Annotated in this window: 14 protein-coding genes; 4 read left to right on the top strand and 10 right to left on the bottom strand. The window is 72.7% G+C overall.

Annotated features, from left to right (window positions below; translation table 11 throughout):
* Window positions 1-244: 244 nt before the first annotated feature.
* The 5 genes from ACFWUY_RS05375 to ACFWUY_RS05355 all read right to left on the bottom strand — a co-directional run bounded on the left by ACFWUY_RS05375 (window position 245) and on the right by ACFWUY_RS05355 (window position 3,952).
* A complete protein-coding gene (locus tag ACFWUY_RS05375) occupies window positions 245-865 on the bottom strand; it encodes a BMP family ABC transporter substrate-binding protein (RefSeq protein ID WP_384102215.1) in 621 nt (206 codons plus the stop codon).
* Window positions 862-1,200 carry a hypothetical protein gene (locus tag ACFWUY_RS05370; protein WP_384102213.1) on the bottom strand — a complete coding sequence of 113 codons (339 nt, stop codon included), beginning with the start codon at window positions 1,198-1,200 and terminating at the stop codon, window positions 862-864. Before ACFWUY_RS05370 ends, ACFWUY_RS05375 begins: the two co-directional genes overlap by 4 nt.
* Window positions 1,201-1,306: 106 nt before the next feature.
* Window positions 1,307-2,068, bottom strand: a complete 762-nt coding sequence (locus tag ACFWUY_RS05365; protein WP_384102211.1) for an N-acetyltransferase — start codon at window positions 2,066-2,068, stop codon at window positions 1,307-1,309.
* Window positions 2,069-2,224: 156 nt separating this feature from the next.
* Window positions 2,225-3,004: an HNH endonuclease family protein gene (locus tag ACFWUY_RS05360; protein ID WP_384102209.1), complete on the bottom strand. Its 780-nt coding sequence runs from the start codon at window positions 3,002-3,004 to the stop codon at window positions 2,225-2,227.
* A 102-nt stretch (window positions 3,005-3,106) separates the two neighbouring features.
* Window positions 3,107-3,952, bottom strand: coding sequence for a hypothetical protein (locus ACFWUY_RS05355; RefSeq protein ID WP_384102408.1), 846 nt, complete (start codon window positions 3,950-3,952; stop codon window positions 3,107-3,109).
* A 117-nt stretch (window positions 3,953-4,069) separates the two neighbouring features.
* Here ACFWUY_RS05355 and ACFWUY_RS05350 point away from each other — a divergent pair, with 117 nt between their 5' ends.
* On the top strand, window positions 4,070-4,684 hold the full coding sequence (locus ACFWUY_RS05350) for a TetR/AcrR family transcriptional regulator (RefSeq protein ID WP_384102206.1): 615 nt from the start codon (window positions 4,070-4,072) through the stop codon (window positions 4,682-4,684).
* 64 nt (window positions 4,685-4,748) lie between these two features.
* On the opposite strand, the gene mfd is transcribed toward ACFWUY_RS05350, so the two are convergent.
* The 3 genes from mfd to ACFWUY_RS05335 all read right to left on the bottom strand — a co-directional run bounded on the left by mfd (window position 4,749) and on the right by ACFWUY_RS05335 (window position 11,925).
* Complete coding sequence (gene mfd / locus ACFWUY_RS05345) at window positions 4,749-8,282, bottom strand: transcription-repair coupling factor (protein ID WP_384102204.1); 3,534 nt, start codon at window positions 8,280-8,282, stop codon at window positions 4,749-4,751.
* 284 nt (window positions 8,283-8,566) lie between these two features.
* Window positions 8,567-11,140: an ABC transporter permease gene (locus ACFWUY_RS05340; protein ID WP_384102202.1), complete on the bottom strand. Its 2,574-nt coding sequence runs from the start codon at window positions 11,138-11,140 to the stop codon at window positions 8,567-8,569.
* Window positions 11,137-11,925, bottom strand: a complete 789-nt coding sequence (locus tag ACFWUY_RS05335) for an ABC transporter ATP-binding protein (RefSeq protein WP_384102200.1) — start codon at window positions 11,923-11,925, stop codon at window positions 11,137-11,139. Before ACFWUY_RS05335 ends, ACFWUY_RS05340 begins: the two co-directional genes overlap by 4 nt.
* Window positions 11,926-12,126: 201 nt before the next feature.
* On the opposite strand from ACFWUY_RS05335, the gene ACFWUY_RS05330 reads away from it, so the two are divergent.
* Complete coding sequence (locus ACFWUY_RS05330) at window positions 12,127-13,701, top strand: MFS transporter (RefSeq protein ID WP_384102198.1); 1,575 nt, start codon at window positions 12,127-12,129, stop codon at window positions 13,699-13,701.
* A gap of 70 nt (window positions 13,702-13,771) precedes the next feature.
* On the opposite strand, the gene ACFWUY_RS05325 is transcribed toward ACFWUY_RS05330, so the two are convergent.
* Complete coding sequence (locus ACFWUY_RS05325; RefSeq protein ID WP_384102196.1) at window positions 13,772-14,488, bottom strand: TioE family transcriptional regulator; 717 nt, start codon at window positions 14,486-14,488, stop codon at window positions 13,772-13,774.
* A gap of 58 nt (window positions 14,489-14,546) precedes the next feature.
* Here ACFWUY_RS05325 and ACFWUY_RS05320 point away from each other — a divergent pair, with 58 nt between their 5' ends.
* Window positions 14,547-15,791, top strand: a complete 1,245-nt coding sequence (locus ACFWUY_RS05320) for an erythromycin esterase family protein (protein WP_384102193.1) — start codon at window positions 14,547-14,549, stop codon at window positions 15,789-15,791.
* A gap of 41 nt (window positions 15,792-15,832) precedes the next feature.
* Here ACFWUY_RS05320 and ACFWUY_RS05315 read toward each other — a convergent pair whose 3' ends face one another.
* Complete coding sequence (locus tag ACFWUY_RS05315; RefSeq protein ID WP_384102191.1) at window positions 15,833-16,123, bottom strand: hypothetical protein; 291 nt, start codon at window positions 16,121-16,123, stop codon at window positions 15,833-15,835.
* 7 nt (window positions 16,124-16,130) lie between these two features.
* Here ACFWUY_RS05315 and ACFWUY_RS05310 point away from each other — a divergent pair, with 7 nt between their 5' ends.
* Entirely contained in the window at window positions 16,131-16,679 is a 549-nt protein-coding gene (locus ACFWUY_RS05310; RefSeq protein WP_384102189.1) for a hypothetical protein, read from the top strand.
* The last annotated feature ends 36 nt before the right edge of the window (window positions 16,680-16,715 follow it).

The following is a 16,715-nucleotide window of genomic DNA, read 5'->3' as shown; positions in this document are numbered from 1 at the left end:
GAGCCGTAGCCCTCAGCCTGCGTCTGCCGGTGCGACCCGGTGGGAACAGGCGAGGGCTACGGACCCGGCGTATACGCATGGGCCAGCCTTTACGAAAGCGATAGTGACAAAGCCTCGCGAGCCTGCCCGATGACGGAACGCCAGTTCGCACCAGGGTGCCGTTTTTTACTCTTCCTTTGCCTGCAAGGGGGAACTCTTCCGGATTGTCCGCCGCCGAGGACGGCGGACGCCCCGTCGGTCCTCGTCAGTCCTCGCCGGCCAGCCGCTTCAGCGTCGCCGTGACGTCGTCCTTCACGGACGCCCCGGGCGCCACCCGCACCAGGTTGTCGTGCGCGGCGCCACCCTCCCGGGCGACCGTCACGAACCGGATCTCCGGGTTCTTCTCCGCCGCCGCTTCGGCCGCCGCCACCTGCGGGGCCCCCGAGGCGACGACGATCTCGCAGTCCCGCTGCACCAGACCGTTGAGGAACGGCCGGGCGTTCTCCACCGACTGCTCCCCCATCACCGGCACGAACGTCACACGGATGCGCCCGTCCACGGACGCCGCCTGCATCCCCTCCCAGACCGGTGCCGCCGGAGCGCCCGTCACGATGCCCCGCTCGTCGGTGAGCAGACAGGCGTCGCGGTCCTCGTAGGCGCGGGCCCTGGTGTCGGGCGGGGTGCCCCGGTCCTCCGACGCGGCGAACAGCCGGGCGCCCAGGAGTCCGAGGACCAGGACCAGGACGGACCCCAGCGCCCAGCCGACCCGGCCGCGCAGCGCTCCCGCGCCGGCGGCGAGGACCCCGGAGACCCGGGCCCCGGACTCCGCCGCCTCCTTCTTGGCCGCCTGCCGCTCCGTCTCGCGCCAGGCGCGGCGGGTCTTCATCGGTCGCCCTCCCTGGCGGAGAGGCAGTGTGCCACCGCGCCCACGGTGGAGGTCGTGAGCAGCACCAGGTCGAGGAGGTACGGGAAGCCGTGCGTCTCCTCGGGCGTCAGCGCGATCTGGAAGCACCAGCCGACCGAGACCGCCGTGAACAGCAGTGCCGCCAGCCAGTCGCCGCGCCTCCCCCGGCGCAGCGCGAGCGTCAGCGACGGCACGAACCCGAGGACGCCGAGGGTCAGCGGCGGCACGAGCGCGAGCCCCGTCCGGGCCCACCGGCCCGGCAGCTCAGTACGGTGCGGGGGCTCCGCGCCCTTGTCCAAGCGGACGGCCTCGTTCACGATCGTGGGACCTCTCACGGATGCGCGCGCCGGGGCACGCGGACGTACGGCAGGGAACGCCGTACGGTACATCCCCGGCCGTGGAGATCACCCTCCGGGCCCTCGCTCAGCCCGCCTGGCCGGTGACACGGTGCCTGACCCACACGTTGGGCTCGACGTAGACCGCGTAGCCGCGCGAGGCCTCGCAGTGGACGGGTACGAGGGCACCCTCGACCTCGACGGGGCCGTCGGTGTCGAAGGGGAGACCGGTCCACTTCCGCCACTGCTCGACGGAGCCGGAGACCGTCATCGACGCCGGGGCCACCGCCTCGATCACACCGCCCGCGCGGACATGGACCCGGAGCCACGGGTCGTGCGGCAGGCCGTCGGCCTCGCGGGTGCGGAAGGCGTACTCGTGGATGGCGGCCCCGGCCTCCAGGTGCTTGCCGTTGGGGCGGACCGGGGCGACCAGCTCGGAGAAGCCGCGCCCCGCGACGTTCTCCCGCATGGCGGCCAGCATCCGGTGCGAGACGCCCCGGCCGAGGGCGCTCGTGTCGACCGTGATCTCGATGGCGCTGACGGTGTCGGCCTCCCGGCCGTGCTTCAGGTCGGAGAACGCCCAGAGCAGCACCTCGTCCCAGCCCCGGGCGGGCAGCTCGCGGCGGCCGTCCACGTCCAGGCGGAAGGGGACGCTGAAGCCACGGGCGACGACCTTGCCGTCGGCGTCGGTGGCGACGAGGACGTACTCCGGCAGCTGTCGCACGATCTGCCCGATGTTCGCCCAGCCCACCGGGTCGTACATCATGAACTCGGGCCAGAGGTCGCGCATCCCCCACATCGGCCCTTCCAGTTCGGGGCGCTCGGCAAGGGTCGATATCGTGAGGTCCATACCGGCAGGGTAAAGATCGTCTTCCGGTTGTCCAACCGGTTTTCCGCGCGGCGGCCCCTTCTGCGGAAGCTTCTGCCGCGGACAGGCGCGAAGGACCCGTTTCCTCGCGTCCCACGGCCCGGAGCCGAACCTGTTTCCCAGGTCATCGAGGCACTGTCAGCCCTCGCACTGCTTCAGCATCGTCGCCTTGTCCGCCGTCGTCACCGCGAGGTCGTACTTGAGGGCGGCCTGCGCGAAACGGACCGCGTAAGCGCACCTGATCCGCTTGTCCGGAGGCAGCCAGGACGCCGGCCCGGAATCCCCCTTGGCCGAGTTGGCCCGGCCCTGGACCGGAATCAGATTGAGCGCGTCGTTGGCGAACTGCTCGCGCTTGCTCTTCGACCAGCGCGACGAGCCCATCTGCCAGCTGTACGACAGCGGCACCACGTGGTCCACCTGCACCTCGGCGGCCTGCTGCTTGCGCCACTCGATGGTCGTCCCCGTGTACGGGTCGTCCAGCGTCATGGCGATGACCACGCAGTCGGAACCGGACCGGAAACGGATGTTCCGGCCGTCGCGGCGAATGAGGTCATTGCGCGTGTCACACCCGTTCCTCGCGAGCGGCACCCCGTCGGCCGTGTCCATCCACGCGTAGCCGAACTTCTCGCGGTCGTAGCCCGTCTTCGGCCCCCGCCCCTTCGTGGACAGTTCCTCGATGAGCTTGCGGGCCTCGGCCTTGTCCTCGTCCGTCACCAGAGGCGCGAGCCCCGGCTTCACACCGTCGGGATTCTCGAGCGGACCGACCGCCCGCCCGTTCACCGCGGTAGGCCCGGATCCGGCGGAGGAGCCGTCTTCGCCGAGCCCCCCGCACCCCGAGACGAGGAGCGCGGCAGCCGCCAGCACCGTCGTCGCCCGGAAGAAGTGCGCGCTCCCTGGAGTCCTTCGTCGCGTCAACATCCTGGAATCCTAGGCCGGACGACGACGGGTCCGCGCCCCTTCATCCCCTTGGTCCCGAATCGTACGGTTCCGGGCGGGCGGCCGTCGGCGCCCGCCGGGCCGTCAGACCTTTCCGATGCCGAGGGTGTTCTCGGCGGGCAGCAGGCCGGAGCCGATCGCCGCGAGCCAGGGGCCGCCGAGCAGGTCGGCGAGGCGGGCGGTGGCGTCGGGGCCGAGGGCCGTCCAGGGGGCGGCGGCCAGTTCGTCCGTACGCCGCTCGACCTCCGCGCGCAGGGCGCGGCCTTCCTCGGTGACGGTCCCGTCCGCGTCCAGGACGCCACGGGCGGCGAGGCGCTCACGCGCGGCCGCCCATTCGGTCGCGCTCCAGCCCCGGCTCTCGAAGACGGGCTCGGGTGCCGCGCCGATCGCCGCGAAGGAGACGAGCGCCTCGACCGGGTCGAGCCCGGCGACGAGGAGCGCGGCGAGGTGCCCGTCGCCCCGGTGCTCGCGCAGGATCGTCGCGGCCTGCCAGAGGACCAGGTGCGGGGCCTCGGGCCAGAGCAGGGCGGCGTTGGCGGCGGCGAGGGGACGTCCCTGCGTCCCGGCCGCCTCGGCGGCGCGGCGGGCGAGGGCGGCGGCCTCGGCGAGCTCGGGGCTCTTGAGCGTGTCCTCGCCGAGGACGGTCCGGTAGGTGCGGTCGACGGCCCGGAGCCGGGCGGCGAGGACGTCGGCGGGGGGCGCGGTCCGCCGACCGTCGCCCTCCGGGACGTACCGGGCGACCATCGCGGGGCTGAAGCTGTAGAACGCCGAGGCCACCCGGGCCGGGCCGGCCGCGCCGAGCGGGGCGGAGCGCCAGGCGAAGTAGGAAGGCCAGCGCTCGGTGGTGTCGTGGCCGAGGGCCGCGGCCTCCTCGAAGGCCTCGGGGGCGTAGTAGAGCAGGGCGTGCAGGGGTTCGAGCAGGTGCCACATCTGACGTACGCGTCCGGATTCCACGACGTGCTCCCTTCACCGCATCTTGTCACTGACTAGATACTGCGCCGCCACTCTCGAACTTGTCAATGACTAGATGAGGGATACGCTGCTGCCATGACGAGCCGGAGCACCTACCACCACGGCGACCTGCGGCAGGCCGTCCTCGCCGCCGCCCTCGACGTCATCACCGCCGAGGGCCCCGGAGCGCTGAGCCTGCGCGACCTCGCGCGCCGCGCCGGCGTCTCCCACGCCGCGCCCGCCCACCACTTCAAGGACCGCACCGGACTCCTCACGGCCCTCGCCGCCCAGGGGTACGACCTCCTCGCCGAGGCCCTCGCCGCCGCACCCGGCCTGCGCGAACGCGGGGTGCGGTACGTGCGCTTCGCGGTCGAGCACCCCGGCCACTTCCAGGTCATGTTCCAGCCGGAACTGCTGCGCGCCGACGACCCCGACCTCCTCGCCGCCAAGGAGCGCGCCTCCGCCGGACTCCGCGAGGGCGTCGCCGAACTCCAAGGCGTCCCCGACGCCCGCACGGCGGGCATCGCCGCCTGGTCCCTCGCCCACGGCTTCGCGACCCTGCTCCTGACCGGCAACGCGCGGGACGCGGTGGGCGACCGCGACCCCGAGGAGTACTTCCGCGCCCTCGCCGGCCTGCTCTTCACCGGCCTCAGCGCCTCGGAAGCCCCGGGAGCCCCGGAAGCCCCGGAAGCCCCGGACGACGAGCCCTGACAGGACCGGAAAGGGGCGCGCGGAAGAAGTCCCGCGCGCCCCACCCGTACGGCCGAGACCCTTGCTACCCCAGGATCGTCGTCAGGAACTCGCCCGTCCACGCGAGCAGTTCGCGGCCCACCACCGGCTTGCCGCCGATCTTCCCCGTCGTCGGGCGCGGCACCAGGATCTGGTGGACCGCCGGCTTGATCACCGTGCGCGGGTGGAGCCGCTTCAGACGCAGCTCCTGCGACTCGCGCAACTCCACCGGCGCGAAGCGGATGTTGGAGCCCTGGAGGACGATCTCGCCGACCCCGCAGGCCCGCGCCAGCATCCGCAGGCCCGCCACCAGGAGCAGGTTCTCGACGGGCTCCGGCAGCTTGCCGTAACGGTCGGTGAGCTCCTCCCGTACGGCCCTGATGTCCTCCTCCGAGTTCGCGGAGGCGATCGACCGGTACGCCTGGAGCCGCAGCCGCTCCCCCGGCGCGTAGTCGTGCGGCATGTGGGCGTCGACCGGGAGCTCGATCTTGACCTCCAGGGGGGCTTCCTCCTCCACCCCGCCCTCCATCTGCGCCCGGTAGTCCGCGACCGCCTCGCCGACCATCCGCACGTACAGGTCGAAGCCGACGCCCGCGATGTGACCGGACTGCTCGCCGCCGAGCAGGTTGCCCGCGCCCCGGATCTCCAGGTCCTTCATCGCCACGTACATGCCGGCGCCCATCTCGGTGTGCTGCGCGATCGTCGCGAGCCGCTCGTGCGCCGTCTCGGTCAGCGGCTTCTCCGGCGGGTAGAGGAAGTAGGCGTAGCCCCTCTCACGCCCTCGGCCCACCCGGCCGCGCAGCTGGTGGAGCTGCGAGAGGCCGAAGTTGTCGCCGCGCTCCACGATCAGCGTGTTCGCGTTGGAGATGTCGATGCCGGACTCCACGATCGTCGTGGAGACGAGGACGTCGAACTTCTTCTCCCAGAAGTCGACCACGACCTGTTCGAGCGCCGTCTCCGACATCTGGCCGTGGGCCGTCGCGATCCGCGCCTCGGGCACGATCTCCCGGAGCCGGGCCGCCGCCCGGTCGATGGAGTCGACCCGGTTGTGGATGTAGAAGACCTGGCCCTCGCGCAGGAGTTCGCGCCGGATCGCGGCGCCGATCTGCTTCTCCTCGTACGGGCCGACGAAGGTGAGGACCGGGTGCCGCTCCTCCGGCGGGGTCGTGATCGTCGACATCTCGCGGATGCCGGTGACCGCCATCTCCAGGGTCCGGGGGATGGGCGTGGCCGACATGGTCAGCACGTCGACGTTGGCGCGGAGCTTCTTCAGCTGCTCCTTGTGCTCGACGCCGAAGCGCTGCTCCTCGTCGACGATGACCAGACCGAGGTCCTTGAACTTCGTCTCGGAGGAGAAGAGGCGGTGGGTGCCGATGACGACGTCGACCGAACCCTCCCGCAGCCCCTCCAGGGTCGCCTTGGACTCGGTGTCGGACTGGAAGCGGGACAGCGCCCGCACCTTCACCGGGAACTGCGAGTACCGCTCGCCGAAGGTGCCGAAGTGCTGCTGCACGAGCAGCGTCGTCGGTACGAGGACGGCGACCTGCTTGCCGTCCTGGACGGCCTTGAAGGCCGCCCGCACCGCGATCTCCGTCTTGCCGTAACCGACGTCGCCGCAGATCAGACGGTCCATGGGGACCGTCTTCTCCATGTCCTCCTTCACCTCGGCGATGGTGGACAGCTGGTCGGGGGTCTCCGCGTACGGGAAGGCGTCCTCCAGCTCCCGCTGCCACGGCGTGTCCGGGCCGAAGGCGTGGCCCGGGGCCGCCATCCGCGCGCTGTACAGCTTGATCAGGTCGGCGGCGATCTCCTTGACGGCCTTCTTCGCGCGCGCCTTCGTCTTCGTCCAGTCCGCGCCGCCGAGCCGGTGCAGGGTCGGCGCCTCGCCGCCCACGTACTTGGTGACCTGCTCCAGCTGGTCGGTCGGGATGTACAGCCGGTCGCCGGGCTGGCCGCGCTTCGCGGGCGCGTACTCGACGAGGAGGTACTCGCGGGTCGCGCCCTGCACCGTCCGCTGGACCATCTCCACGTACCGGCCGACACCGTGCTGCTCGTGCACGATGTAGTCGCCGACCTCCAGGGTCAGCGGGTCGATCGTCTTCCGGCGCTTGGCCGGCATCCGCTGCCCGTCCTTGCCGGCCGCCTTCTGGCCGGACAGGTCGGTCTCGGTGAGGACGGCGAGCTTCAGCGCCGCGTCGACGAAGCCGTAGTCGATGGAACCGCAGGCCACGTGCACGACGGACGGGACGATCTCCGTCAGGTCGGAGTCGAGCCGGGCGGCGATGCCCTCGCCGCCGAGGACCTCGACCGTGCGCGAGGCGGGACCGTGGGCCTCCGTCACGTACACCGTGCGCCAGCCGTCGGCCAGCCACCCCTTGGTGTCGGCGAGCGCGCGGGCGGTGTCGCCGCGGTACGACTCGGGGGCGTGCATGCCGAGGACGAGGGTGTCCCCGCCCCCCGGCGCGGTCTCGTCCGCCGCGAACGGCGACACCGACCACCACGCCATGCCGAGCTCGCGCGCCCGGTCCCGTACGTCCGCGATCCCCCACAGCGAGGCCGCGCCGACGTCGATCGGGGCCTCGCCGCCGCCGGCCGTCGCCGCCCAGGAGGCCTGGAGGAACTCCTGGCTCGTGGCGACGAGGTCCGCGGCCCGGGTCCGCACCCGCTCCGGGTCGCAGACGACGGCCATGGACCCCTCGGGCAGCACGTCGAGCAGCAGCTCCATGTCGTCGACGAGGACGGGCGCGAGGGACTCCATGCCCTCCACCGCGATCCCCTCGGCGATCTTGTTGAGCAGTTCGCCCAGCTCGGGGTGCTCCTCGGCGAGCGCCCGCGCCCGCTCCCGCACGTCGTCCGTGAGCAGCAGCTCGCGGCAGGGCGGCGCCCAGAGTCCGTGCTCGGCCACTTCCAGGGACCGCTGGTCGGCGACCTTGAAGTAGCGGATCTCCTCGACGTCGTCGCCCCAGAACTCGATCCGGAGCGGGTGCTCCTCGGTCGGCGGGAAGACGTCCAGGATGCCGCCGCGCACGGCGAACTCGCCGCGCTTCTCGACCAGCTCGACGCGGGAGTACGCGGCGGCGGCGAGGCCCTCGACGATCGCGTTCAGATCGGCGGTCTGCCCACTGCGCAGGCTTACGGGCTCCAGGTCGCCGAGCCCCTTGACCTGTGGCTGGAGCACGGAGCGGATGGGCGCGACGACCACGCTGACGGGTCCGGCGGCCGGGTCGTCGTCGCGGGGGTGGGCGAGCCGGCGCAGGACGGCGAGGCGGCGGCCGACGGTGTCCGAGCGGGGGGACAGCCGCTCGTGCGGCAGGGTCTCCCAGGAGGGGTACTCGACGACCCTGTCCGGGTCGAGCAGCGACCGCAGCGCGGCGGCGAGGTCCTCGGCCTCCCGCCCGGTCGCGGTCACCGCGAGCACCGGCCGTCCCGAGTCGCGGGCGAGCGCGGCGACGGCGAAGGGCCGCGCGGCGGCCGGGCCGACCAGGTCCACGTGCGGGCGGTTCCCGTCGGCGGCGGCCTTCACCGCCTCGGCGAGGGCGGCGTCCTTGACGACGACATCGAGCAGACCGTGCAGGCTCATGGAGCTTCCATCCCGGGTTCGGACGACGGGGGCGGGCGGGCAACGCGAACAGCCCGACACGTCACACGGGCCGGGTTGCTCCCGGACGCGTACGGCCCGGTGAGCCCTCAGCCTACGACGTGCCGCGGCCACTCGCCCGAAGGACGGGCGCCGCACCCCCCGCGCGGGCAACCACCCCACCCCGTGCGGGCACCCGTGGACGGCTCGGGTGCCGCCCCGCCCGGGCAGCCGTACGGCCCCGGTGCGTCACCCGCACCGGGGCCGTACCGCTTCCCACGAAACCGCTACTCGCTCGCGATCGCGTTCAGGACGTTCATCCGGCCCGCCCGGAACGCCGGGACAAGCGCCGCGAACAGCCCCACGAACGCCGACCCGACGAACACCGTCAGGATCGTCGGCCACGGGATCTCCAGGACTCCGAGGCCCTCCAGGGCGAGGAGCTTCTGGGCGGCCGTGCCCCAGCCCATGCCCAGGCCGAGGCCGAGCAGGGCGCCGAAGAGCGCGATGACCACCGACTCCAGGCGGATCATGCGGCGCAGCTGGCGGCGGGAGAGCCCGATGGCCCGCATGAGGCCGATCTCGCGGGTCCGCTCGACCACCGAGAGGGCCAGGGTGTTCACGACACCGAGGACGGCGACGACGATCGCGAGGGCGAGGAGCCCGTACACGATGTTGAGCAGCTGTCCGACCTGGTCCTTCAGCTCCTCCTTGTAGTCGGCCTGGTTGCTCACCTTGTACTGCGGGTAGGGCGCGAGCGCGTCCTTGAGCGCCTGGTAGGCCTGGGTCTCCTGGCCGTCCTTCGCGCTGGCGAGGAGGAGCAGGCTGTGCGGCAGGCGGTCGGCGGGGACGTACTCGGCGAGGGTGGAGACGTTGACGTACATCGCCCCGTTGTCGACGTTGCCGGTGTCGGCGGTGATCGCCGCGACCTTCAGCTTCGCCTGCTCGCCGCCCTTGAAGGCGACGGTGAGGACGTCGCCGACCTTCACGCCGTGTTCGGTGGCGTAGTCGCTGCCGACGGACATCGAACCGGGCCCGTAGGCGTCGGTGAGGGTGCCGGCGGTGGTCTCCCGGCGCAGGTCCTCGACGTACGTCGGCTCGGTGGCGGCCAGGTCGGCCTTGGTGGTCTTCCCGCGCGGGTCGGTGACGGTGGCGTCGACCCACTTGTACTCGGTGACGTGGTCGAGGCCGGCGGTCTTCTCCAGGGCGGCCTGGGCCTGCGGCACGATCGGCTGCCCGGTGCCGGACTGCACGATGAAGTCGGCGCCGACGGACCGGTCGAGTTCGTCGGTGGCGGAGGCGACCATCGAGGATCCGACGACCGACAGGCAGGCGACGAGCGCGAGGCCGATCATCAGGGCGGCGGCGGTGGCGCCGGTGCGGCGCGGGTTGCGGAGCGCGTTCCGTTCGGCCATCCGGCCGACGGGGCCGAAGATCCGCAGGACGACGACGCCGAGGGCGCGGACGACCCCGCCGGCGAGGAGCGGGCCGATGACGACGAAGCCGAGGAGGGTGAGGACGACGCCGAGGCCGAGCCAGAGCGAGCCGGGGGCGGCTTCGGCGGCGCGGGTCGCCGCGACCAGGGCGGCCGCTCCGGCGGCGGTGAGGGCGAGACCGATCGCGCCCCGGATCCGGCCGGCCCTGCCGTCGGCGGGGGTGCCCGCGTCGCGGAGGGCGGCCATCGGGGAGACCTTCCCGGCGCGGCGGGCCGGGACGTAGGCGGCGAGGACGGTGACGACGACGCCGAGGGCGAGGCCGACGGCGGGAGTCGTCCACTTGACGGTGAGGTCGCCGGTGGAGAGTTCCATGCCGATGGAGTTCATGAGCTGCATGAGTCCGACGGCGAGGCCGACGCCCGCAGCGACGCCGGCGATCGAGCCGACGACACCGAGGAGCACCGCCTCGACGAGGACGGAACGGTTCACCTGCTCGCGGCTCGATCCGATGGCCCGCATCAGGCCGATCTCGCGGGTGCGCTGGGCGACCAGCATGGAGAAGGTGTTGACGATGAGGAAGATGCCGACGAGGAAGGCGATCCCGGCGAAGCCGAGCATGGCGTACTTCATGACGTCGAGGAATCCGGCGACGTCCTCGCGGCCCGCGTCGGCGGCCTCGGCGGCGGTTTCGAGCTTGTAGCCGTCGCCGATGGCGGCGGCGATGGCGCTCTTGAGCGCGTCGTCGCTGACGCCGGGCTTCGCGTCGGCCGCGATCTGGGTGAAGAGGCCTTCCTTGCCGAGGAGTTCGCGCTGGGCGGTGGGGGTCTCGAAGTAGACGACGGTGGCACCGGGGTTGGTGACCTTGAACTCGACGATGCCGGAGATCTTCGCGGTGAAGTCACCGGTGACGGAGATCGTCCGCAGTTCGTCGCCGAGCTTCAGGCCGTGCTTCTCGGCGGTGGCGCCGTCGACGACGACGTCGGTGGGGCCGCGCGGCTCGTGGCCGGAGGCGATCTCCACCGAACGCAGCTCGTTGGGGCTCCAGTTGACGGCGATGGTCGGGGCGCCGCTGGTGGGCCCGACGTTCTTGTTCTTCGTGTCGACGACGGTGACGCTGGTGGAGGCGACGGCGCCCTGCGCGGCCTGGACGCCCTCGGCCTTCCGCACCTGCTCGACGAGCGAGGCGGGGAAGGCCTCGGGGCGGCCGGTCTGCGGGGTCTCGTCGCTGACCGAGCCGCCCTTCGGGCTGACGGTGACGTCGGAGGCGGTCGACGCGAAGAGCTTGTCGAACGTCGTGTTCATCGTGTCGGTGAAGACGAGGGTGCCGCTCACGAAGGCGACGGAGAGGAGGACGGCGACGGCGGAGAGCGCCATCCGGCCCTTGTGCGCGAGGAAGTTGCGCAGGGAGGTCTTGAGGACGGTCATGACGTCCGCCCGCGCGCGTCGAAGTCCTTCATGCGGTCGAGGACGGCGTCGGCGGTGGGCCGCTCCATCTCGTCGACGATCCGCCCGTCGGCGAGGTAGAGGACGCGGTCGGCGTAGGAGGCGGCGACCGGGTCGTGGGTGACCATGACGATGGTCTGGCCCAGTTCGTCGACGGAGGTGCGGAGGAAGCCGAGGACCTCGGCGCCGGCCCGCGAGTCGAGGTTTCCGGTCGGCTCGTCGCCGAAGATGATCTCGGGCCGGGCGGCGAGCGCGCGGGCCACGGCGACGCGCTGCTGCTGGCCGCCGGACAGCTGGTTCGGCCGGTGCTTCAGCCGGTCGGAGAGCCCGACGGTGTCGACGACCCGGCGCAGCCACTCGGCGTCGGGCCTGCGCCCCGCGATGTCCATGGGGAGGGTGATGTTCTCGATGGCGTTCAGGGTGGGCAGCAGGTTGAACGCCTGGAAGATGAAGCCGATCCGGTCCCGCCGGAGCTGGGTGAGCTTCTTGTCCTTGAGCCGGGTGATCTCGGTGTCGTCGAGGAAGATCTCACCGCTGGTGACGGTGTCGAGCCCGGCGAGGCAGTGCATCAGGGTCGACTTGCCGGACCCCGAGGGGCCCATGATCGCGGTGAACTGTCCACGGGCGATGTCGACGTCGACGGAGTCGAGCGCGACGACCCGGGTCTCCCCGGAGCCGTACGCCTTGACGACCTGACGGGCCCGCGCGACGACGGCCGTCCGCCCTCCGGTGCCCCCGTGCTTGGGGGTGGTCACAGCCGTGGTCACGGTCTTCTCCTAGGGGTGGGGTGGAGCGGTGGGTGGGTTTGTAAGTTCAAGTTAAGAAGCCGAAGGGCCTCTTCTCGTCCTCCGCCGGGACGACCGATCCCTGGCCCGTATGGGGGAGATGCCCCTAGGGGTTCCTCCGCCCCTGGTACGGGTGAGACCCTGACCGCGACCATTTAGGTGTACGAAGAAAGGAACTGCGCGGTGACGGAGCCGTCGACGACGCGAGCGGGAGCCGACCCGGCCCCGGCGCCTTCCCCCGACCGCCGCCGCCCCGTCGTCCTCGCGCTCATGCTCGCCATGGGCCTCGCCGCCCTCGACGGCACCATCGTGTCCACCGCCGTCCCCCAGATCGTCGGCGACCTCGGCGGACTCTCCGTCTTCTCCTGGCTCTTCTCCGGCTACCTGCTCGCCGTGACCGTCACCCTCCCCGTGTACGGGAAGCTCAGCGACACCTTCGGCCGCAAACCGGTCCTCATCGCCGGAGTCGTCCTCTTCCTCATCGGGTCCCTGCTGTGCGCGGCGGCCTGGGACATGGCCTCCCTCATCGCCTTCCGCGTCGTCCAGGGCCTCGGCGGCGGCGCCCTCCAGGGCACCGTCCAGACCGTCGCCGCCGACCTCTACCCCCTGAAGGAACGCCCCAGGATCCAGGCGCGCCTCTCCTCCGTGTGGGCCGCCTCCTCGGTCGCGGGACCGGCCGTCGGCGGGCTCCTCGCCGGCTACGCCGACTGGCGCTGGATCTTCCTCATCAACCTGCCCATCGGGCTCGTCACCCTCTGGCTGGTCTCCCGGCACCTGGTGGAGCCCGCCCGCGCCGCGCCCCGCGCGCGGGCGGCCGACACGGCGGCGAAGCAGGACGCGCCCCGCGCGCGCGTACGGATCGACTGGGCCGGCGCCCTCGGCGTCTTCGCCACCGGCGCGCTGCTCATCACCGCGCTCGTCCAGGGCGGCGTCGCCTGGCCCTGGCTCTCCGCCCCGTCCCTCGGCCTCCTCGGCGGCACCGCCGCCCTCGCCGCCCTGACCGTCGTCATCGAGCGGCGCGCGGCCGAACCGATCATCCCCGGCTGGGTCTGGCGCCGCCGCACCATCGCGGCCGTCAACCTCTCCCTCGGCGCCCTCGGCCTCCTCATGGTCGCCCCGACCGTCTTCCTGCCGACGTACGCCCAGTCCGTCCTGGGCCTCGGCCCGATCGCCGCCGGCTTCGTCCTCTCGTCCTGGACCCTGAGCTGGCCCGTCTCGGCCGCCCTCTCCAACCGGGTCTACACCCGCATCGGCTTCCGCCTCACCGCGGTCCTCGGCATCTCGCTCGCCCTCGTCCTGCTGCTCGCGTTCCCGTTCCTGCCGTTCCCCGGGGAACCCTGGCAGCCGGCCCTCCTGATGCTGCTGCTCGGCGCGGCGCTCGGCCTCTTCCAACTGCCCCTGATGGTCGGCGTGCAGTCGACCGTGCCGTACGAGGAACGCGGCACGACCACCGCCTCGGTCCTCTTCTGCCGCCAGGTCGGCCAGAGCGTCGGCGCGGCCCTGTTCGGCGCCGTCGCGAACGGCGTCCTCGCCGCCCGCCTCGGCGGCAGCGGCGACCTGGACACCCTGGCCCGCGCCCTGGACGCCCCCGCCTCCCTCACCGCCGAGGCCGCCGACCACCTGCGCCGCGCGGTCGACGCGGCGGTCGACTACGTGTACCTGGGCGCGGCGGGCGCGGCGGCCCTGGCGCTGCTCGCCCTGCTCACGCTCGCGCCGCGCCGCTTCCCGGTCCTCGGGGAGGAGACCGAACGGGACTGACCGCCGGTCAGGGGGCGCGCACGGGCCCGGAGCCGGACCGGCTCAGGCGTTCAGGACCGGTACGTACACCTCACCCCCGCTCGCGCAGGTACGCGTCCAGCTCCGCCGCCCCCGCCAGCATCGCCCGCCCCCGGGTGGACAGCCGGCCGTGCCAGTCGCCCATCGCGGCCTCCAGCGGCTCGAGGCCCCCGGCCTCCCGCACCCGGGCGAGCAGCGGGGCGATCCGCTCCAGCGGATAGCCGCCCCGCCTGAGCTGGTGGGCGAGGCGGGCGTCCCGTACGTCGGCCTCGTCGTACACGCGGTACCCGGTCCGGGGGTCGCGGCGCGGACGCACGAGCCCGGCGCGCTCCCATTTCCGCAGCGTCGCGGGCCGGAGGCCGAGCTGCTCCGCGAGCGGCCCGATGAACGTGCCACCGGGCTCGGGCGCGGGCGCCGTCGGCTCCAGGTCGCGGAGGGCGCTCTCCACGGCCTGGAGGGTCCGCCGGTCGTCGAGGAGCTGGGCATGGCTCTCGTCGACGACGCGGAACGCCTCATCGACCGCACCCTCGTTCACGGCCCGCATGATCGACGCCGCCGCCTGATGCCCGTGGCCGGGCACCAGGGCCAGAAACGCGCTCAACGCGCGCGCGTGCAGCGGGGTGTAGGCGCGGTACCCGGCGGGGGTGCGGTCGGCGGCGGGGAGGATGCCGGCCTCCTCGTAGTTGCGGACCGCCTGCGTGGACAGTCCGTGCACGCGCGCCAGATCGACCGGCCGGAGCCGAGCCCCGGTTTGAAGGTTGAGCCCCATGAAGCCCCCAACAGCACGGAAAAGTCTCCACCGAAGGTTCAACGATACCGTTGAAGGCATGGCGACTGACATCAAGGACACCGCCCACACCACCCATGCCGTCGACGCCCTCGGCACCGTCGACGCCTCCGCCGTCATGAGGCTGCTCCCGGCCCGGCCCCGGCTCCTCGCCCTGGGCGAGCCCACCCACGGCGAGGACGCCCTCCTCGACCTGCGCAACGCACTCTTCCGGCAACTCGTCGAGCAGGAGGGCTACCGGACGATCGCGCTGGAGACCGACTGCCTGCGGGGCCTGGCCGTGGACGACCACGTCACGGCGGGTACGGGCACGCTCGACGAGGTGATGGAGCACGGCTTCAGCCACGGCTGGGGCGCCTCCCCGGCCAACCGCGAACTCGTCGGCTGGATGCGCGCCTTCAACGAGAACCGGCCCGCGCCCGACCGGCTCCGCTTCGCCGGCTTCGACGGCCCGCTGGAGATCTCCGCCGCCTCGAGCCCCCGGCAGGCCCTCACCGCACTCCACGACCACCTCGCGGCCCGGCTGGACGCGGACCTGCTCCCCTGCACCGCGGACACGCTCGACCGCCTCCTCGGCCCCGACGACCGCTGGACCGAACCCGCCGCGATGCGGGAACCGTCCCGGTCGGCGGGCCGGTCGCCCGAGGCCGGCCGACTCCGCCTCCTGGCCGACGAACTGACGGCACTGCTCGACGCGCAGACGCCCCACCTGCTCACGACGGGCTCGCGGGACGACCTGGACCGGGCGCGCCTGTACGGACGCACCGCCCTCGGCCTGCTGCGCTACCACCACGCGATGGCCGACACGTCACCGTCCCGCCTGGCCCTGCTGTGCGCGCGACGGGACGCGATGATGGCCCGCAACCTCCTCGCCGCCACCACGAGGGGCCCGGTGCTCGTCCACGCCCACAACTCCCATCTCCAGCGGGAGAAGAGCACGATGCGGATGGGCGGGGAGCCGCTGGAGTGGTGGGGCGCCGGAGCGCTGGTGAGCGCCGAACTGGGCGAGGAGTACGCGTTCCTGCCCACGGCCCTCGGCACGATCGGGCACCGGGGAGTGGACGCACCGCCCCCGGACACCGTCGAAGGGCTCCTCTACGCGGCGCTCCCGGAGGACCACCTCCTCGTCGACGCCCGCCGCCTGGCCACCGCCCTCGGCCCGGCACTCCCCGCCCCGCGCGTGTCCCCGTGGTTCGGGTACGCGCCGCTCGACCCGGCGCACCTGGCGGACAGCGACGGCATGGTGTTCGTCAGGGACGTCCGGCGGAACCGGGAAGAGCTCTGACGGTCAGCCCGTCGGCGTCGGCAAGCTCAGTTCGTACCTGCTCACCCAGGTGACGGGGCCCTCGTCGTGCCGCCGGCCGGGGCCCCGCCCACGGCCACGTCACCGCGGTGCGCGAACCCACGGTTCTCGTAGGAGGCGCGCAACCCCGCGTTGGAGCGCACGCAGTCCAGCCGTAGGGCATCGGCACCGCGGCGGCCCGCGGCATCGGACGCCCAGCCGAGCATCACGGCCCCCAGCCCGGCGGCCCCGTCGAGCACCCTCGGGACGTCCTCCGTCCGATCGGCGGACGCGATCCTGAAGGAGACTTCACCGCTGTTCCGGTCGACCGTCACGCCTCGGATGATCGCAGTACTCCACCAGCTCGCGCGGTTAAGGTTCCCGGTCATGGGGTTCTCGGGGGCTTTCATCGTGGCGCGAGCCGGCCGGCCGCTGACGGAGCTGGCGGCGATGCGGGGCGCGGACTGTACGCCGTGCTGGTGGGCCCGTGACGGCGAGTGGCAGATACCGCAAGTGTGCCCCACCGCCGATCCGGACCCCTCGATCATCGAGGAGACGCGCGCTTCCGTCCTGGTCTCGCATGTGGTGGACAGCGATTTCGCGGCAGTTCACGCAGCAAGTCCCGACGGCCTGTCATGGCGATGCGCCCTGTCCCCGGAGATGGCGCGGGACTACGGCCTGCCCGGTGAGTGGATCGGTGATGCGGCCGACGTGGGCGAGCGGGCCGCGGCCTGGGCCCGAGGGGCCGGTCTTCAGCCGGATCCGGTCGCGCTCGGGGCCGCCCTGGTGGCCGAGTGCGATCCACAGGCGGAGGACTTGGTCTTCGCGCTCGTTCACGCCCTGGGCTTCCGGTTCCGTGACGGGATCGACCTGGAACGGTCGTCCATGTGAGGGGAGGCACCGACGGGACACGCGTGATCGGCCGGT

Origin of the sequence: Streptomyces sp. NPDC058664 (genome assembly GCF_042716635.1) — a bacterium.
Taxonomy (GTDB): Bacteria; Actinomycetota; Actinomycetes; order Streptomycetales; family Streptomycetaceae; genus Streptomyces.
This window is presented reverse-complemented; position numbering and strand designations above follow the sequence as displayed.

Excerpts from the sequence above, each read along its gene's own strand:
- ACFWUY_RS05340 (WP_384102202.1), bottom strand. The coding sequence starts at position 11,140 with ATGACCGTCCTCAAGACCTCCCTGCGCAACTTCCTCGCGCACAAGGGC.
- ACFWUY_RS05365 (WP_384102211.1), bottom strand. The coding sequence starts at position 2,068 with ATGGACCTCACGATATCGACCCTTGCCGAGCGCCCCGAACTGGAAGGG.
- ACFWUY_RS05320 (WP_384102193.1), top strand. The coding sequence starts at position 14,547 with ATGGCGACTGACATCAAGGACACCGCCCACACCACCCATGCCGTCGAC.
- ACFWUY_RS05355 (WP_384102408.1), bottom strand. The coding sequence starts at position 3,952 with ATGTGGCACCTGCTCGAACCCCTGCACGCCCTGCTCTACTACGCCCCC.
- mfd (WP_384102204.1), bottom strand. The coding sequence starts at position 8,282 with ATGAGCCTGCACGGTCTGCTCGATGTCGTCGTCAAGGACGCCGCCCTC.
- ACFWUY_RS05350 (WP_384102206.1), top strand. The coding sequence starts at position 4,070 with ATGACGAGCCGGAGCACCTACCACCACGGCGACCTGCGGCAGGCCGTC.
- ACFWUY_RS05325 (WP_384102196.1), bottom strand. The coding sequence starts at position 14,488 with ATGGGGCTCAACCTTCAAACCGGGGCTCGGCTCCGGCCGGTCGATCTG.
- ACFWUY_RS05310 (WP_384102189.1), top strand. The coding sequence starts at position 16,131 with ATGATCGCAGTACTCCACCAGCTCGCGCGGTTAAGGTTCCCGGTCATG.
- ACFWUY_RS05375 (WP_384102215.1), bottom strand. The coding sequence starts at position 865 with ATGAAGACCCGCCGCGCCTGGCGCGAGACGGAGCGGCAGGCGGCCAAG.
- ACFWUY_RS05360 (WP_384102209.1), bottom strand. The coding sequence starts at position 3,004 with ATGTTGACGCGACGAAGGACTCCAGGGAGCGCGCACTTCTTCCGGGCG.